Genomic DNA, 2636 nt, shown 5'->3' with positions numbered 1-2636 from the left:
GGCTTCGGGAAGCCGGGGGCGGTCATGGCGGAGGGGATGATGCCGCCGCCGACGCCGGCGAGTTCGGTGTACATCACCGCCGGGCCGCCCGCGTGCAGCGCGAAGGAGACGAAGCCATGGCCCCCCACCACCGGCCGCCGATCGCCGTCACCGGCCTCGGCGTGGTCAGCCCCGCCGGCCACGGCGTCGAGGACCTGTGGCGCACCGTCGCCTCCGGGCGCTCCACCGCCACCGCCCTGACCGACCCCGCCCTGGCCCGCCACCGGGTGCGCCTGGGCTGCCGCGTCACCGACCCGCCCGACACCGCGCAACTGCCCGCCAAGGACGCCCGCCGCCTGGACCCCTTCGCCCGCTACGGCACCCTCGCCGCCCTGGCCGCCCACGCCGACGCCGGCCACCCCGAGCCCGAACCCGGGCGCAGCGCCGTCGTGGTCGGCACCGCCGTGGGCGGCCGCACCACCAGCGACCGCGAGTCCGCGCTGTACACCCAGCACGGCCCGCTGCGGGTCTCCCCGCTGATGCCGCTGGTCACCATGCCCAACGCCGCCGCCGCCCAGATCGCGATGCGCCTGCACTGGAGCGGCCCGGCACTGACCATCGCCACCACCTGCGCCTCCAGCGCGGACGCGATCGGCCACGCGGCACTGCTGCTGGAAAGCGGACGCGCGGACGTGGTGATCGCCGGCGGCTGCGAGGCCACCTTGACCCCGGTGACCCTGGCCGCGTTCGGCAACCTCGGCGCGCACTCCCTGCGCAACGACGAACCCGCCCGCGCCTCACGGCCCTTCGACGCCGACCGCGACGGCTTCGTGATGGGCGAGGGCGCCGGCTTCCTCGTCCTGGAACGCCTGGACGACGCCCGCGCCCGCCGCCGCACCCCGTACGCGCTGCTCGCCGGGTACGGGGCCAGCGCGGACGCCTACCACCTGTCCAACCCGCGCCCCGACGGCGCCGGCGCCGTCGCCGCGATGCGCGCCGCCCTCGCCGACGCGGGCCTGGCCCCCGGCGACATCGCCCACGTCAACGCCCACGGCACCTCCACCGTGCACAACGACCGGGCCGAGGCCGCCGCCCTGCGCGCCGTGTTCGGCCCCCACGGCGTGCCGGTCACCTCCACCAAGGGCGCCATCGGCCACCTGATCGGCGCCGCCGGCGCCGTCGAGCTGATCACCGCCATCGAGGCCATGAACGAGCGCACCGTCCCTCCCACCGCCAACCACGAGAAGACCGAAGAGGGCCTGGACCTCGACGTCGTGCACACCGCGCCGCGCCCGATCCGCGCCGGCGCGGCCCTGTCCAACTCGTTCGGCTTCGGCGGCCACAACACGACCCTGGTGGTGACCCCGCTATGACCCCACCCACGACCGCCCCCGCCCCCGCCGCGACCACCGCGGCGCCGGGACCCGTCCCGCGCACCCGCCTGCACATCCGCGCGCAGGACCTGACGGCCTACCGCGCCGCCGCCCGCGCCCACCTGGGCGCCCCGCGGCGCGACGGGGCCAGCCCCGCACACCCCTTCGTCGCCGCCCACGCCCTCGCCCAGCACACCGTCACCGCCCTGACCGCCGGCGACCCGGGCTTCACCGGCGTGGTCCACCTCGCCCAGGAGATCCACACCCACGCCCCCCTCGCCCCGGGCGACCTCGACATCGCCGTCGAGGTCACCGCGGTGCGCCGCGAGGCCCGCGGCACCCGCCTGGCCCTGACCACCCGCCTCACCGACGCCGCCACCGGCGCCCCCGTCGCCGACCTCGCCACCGCCGCCCTCCTGCTGGGCGCCACCCGCACCGAACCCCACGGCGCCCTGCCCGCCGCCGCCCACCCCGGCACCGCCCCCGACGGCACCGGCCACGTCTCCACCCACGTCCTGAGCGCCGCCGACACCACCGCCTACGCCCACGCCTCCGGCGACCTCAACCCCATCCACCTCGACGAGGACGCCGCCAGGGCGGCCGGCTTCCCCACCGCCATCGCCCACGGCATGCACCTGGTCGCCCTGGCCGCCGAACGGATCACCGACCTGCACGCCGACGGCGACCCCGCCCGCGTCACCGCCCTCGGCGCCCGCTTCGCCGCCCCCACCGTGCCCGGCACCGAACTGCGCCTGACCCTGCGGCCCCACGACCGGGGCACCGTGGTGCGCTTCACCATCGCCACCGACACCGGCACCGCCGTCAAGGCCGGCTGGGCGCGCATCGCACCGGCGGGGGAGTGAACCCCGTGACCACGAACCCCACCGGCACGAACCCCGCAGCCGGCACCGGCACGAACCCCGCGACCGGCACGAACGCGACGGGCGCGCCGCCGCTGGCGCTGCCCGACGCGTTCACCGCCCACGCCCGCACCCGCCCCACCGCCCCGGCCCTGCTGTGGCACGAGCACACCGTCACCTACGGCGAGCTCGCCGAGGCCGCCGAGGCCGAACGCGCCCGCCTGAAGGCCCTGCGGCTGGCGCCGGGGGAGCCGGTGGGCCTGTACGCCGTCAAGTCGCCCGGCGCGATCGCCCTGGTGCTGGCCTGCCTGATGGAACGCCGGCCCTTCCTGCTGCCCTCCCCGCAGCTCGCCCCCGCCCTGCTGGCCGCCCTCTTCGCCCAGGCCGGCGCCCGGCGCCTGCTCGCCCCCCTCGGCCAGGACAC

3 protein-coding genes are annotated in these 2636 nt (G+C 77.8%); all 3 read left to right on the top strand.

Annotated features, from left to right (window positions below):
* The first annotated feature begins 116 nt into the window (after positions 1-116).
* A complete protein-coding gene (locus ACIQOV_RS36535) occupies positions 117-1352 on the top strand; it encodes a beta-ketoacyl-[acyl-carrier-protein] synthase family protein (protein WP_401055108.1) in 1236 nt (411 codons plus the stop codon).
* Entirely contained in the window at positions 1349-2215 is an 867-nt protein-coding gene (locus tag ACIQOV_RS36530) for a MaoC/PaaZ C-terminal domain-containing protein (RefSeq protein WP_401055107.1), read from the top strand. Before ACIQOV_RS36535 ends, ACIQOV_RS36530 begins: the two co-directional genes overlap by 4 nt.
* A 5-nt stretch (positions 2216-2220) precedes the next feature.
* On the top strand, positions 2221-2636 hold a 416-nt coding region (locus tag ACIQOV_RS36525; RefSeq protein WP_401055106.1), incomplete at its 3' end, for an AMP-binding protein.

Source organism: Kitasatospora sp. NPDC091257 (assembly GCF_044757675.1).
Lineage (GTDB): Bacteria > Actinomycetota > Actinomycetes > Streptomycetales > Streptomycetaceae > Kitasatospora > Kitasatospora lactacystinica.
Note: the sequence above shows the minus strand (reverse complement) of the source record. Positions and strands in the feature narration are given on the sequence as shown.

Coding starts and splice junctions, on each gene's coding strand:
- ACIQOV_RS36530 (WP_401055107.1), top strand. CDS start 1,349: ATGACCCCACCCACGACCGCCCCCGCCCCCGCCGCGACCACCGCGGCG.
- ACIQOV_RS36535 (WP_401055108.1), top strand. CDS start 117: ATGGCCCCCCACCACCGGCCGCCGATCGCCGTCACCGGCCTCGGCGTG.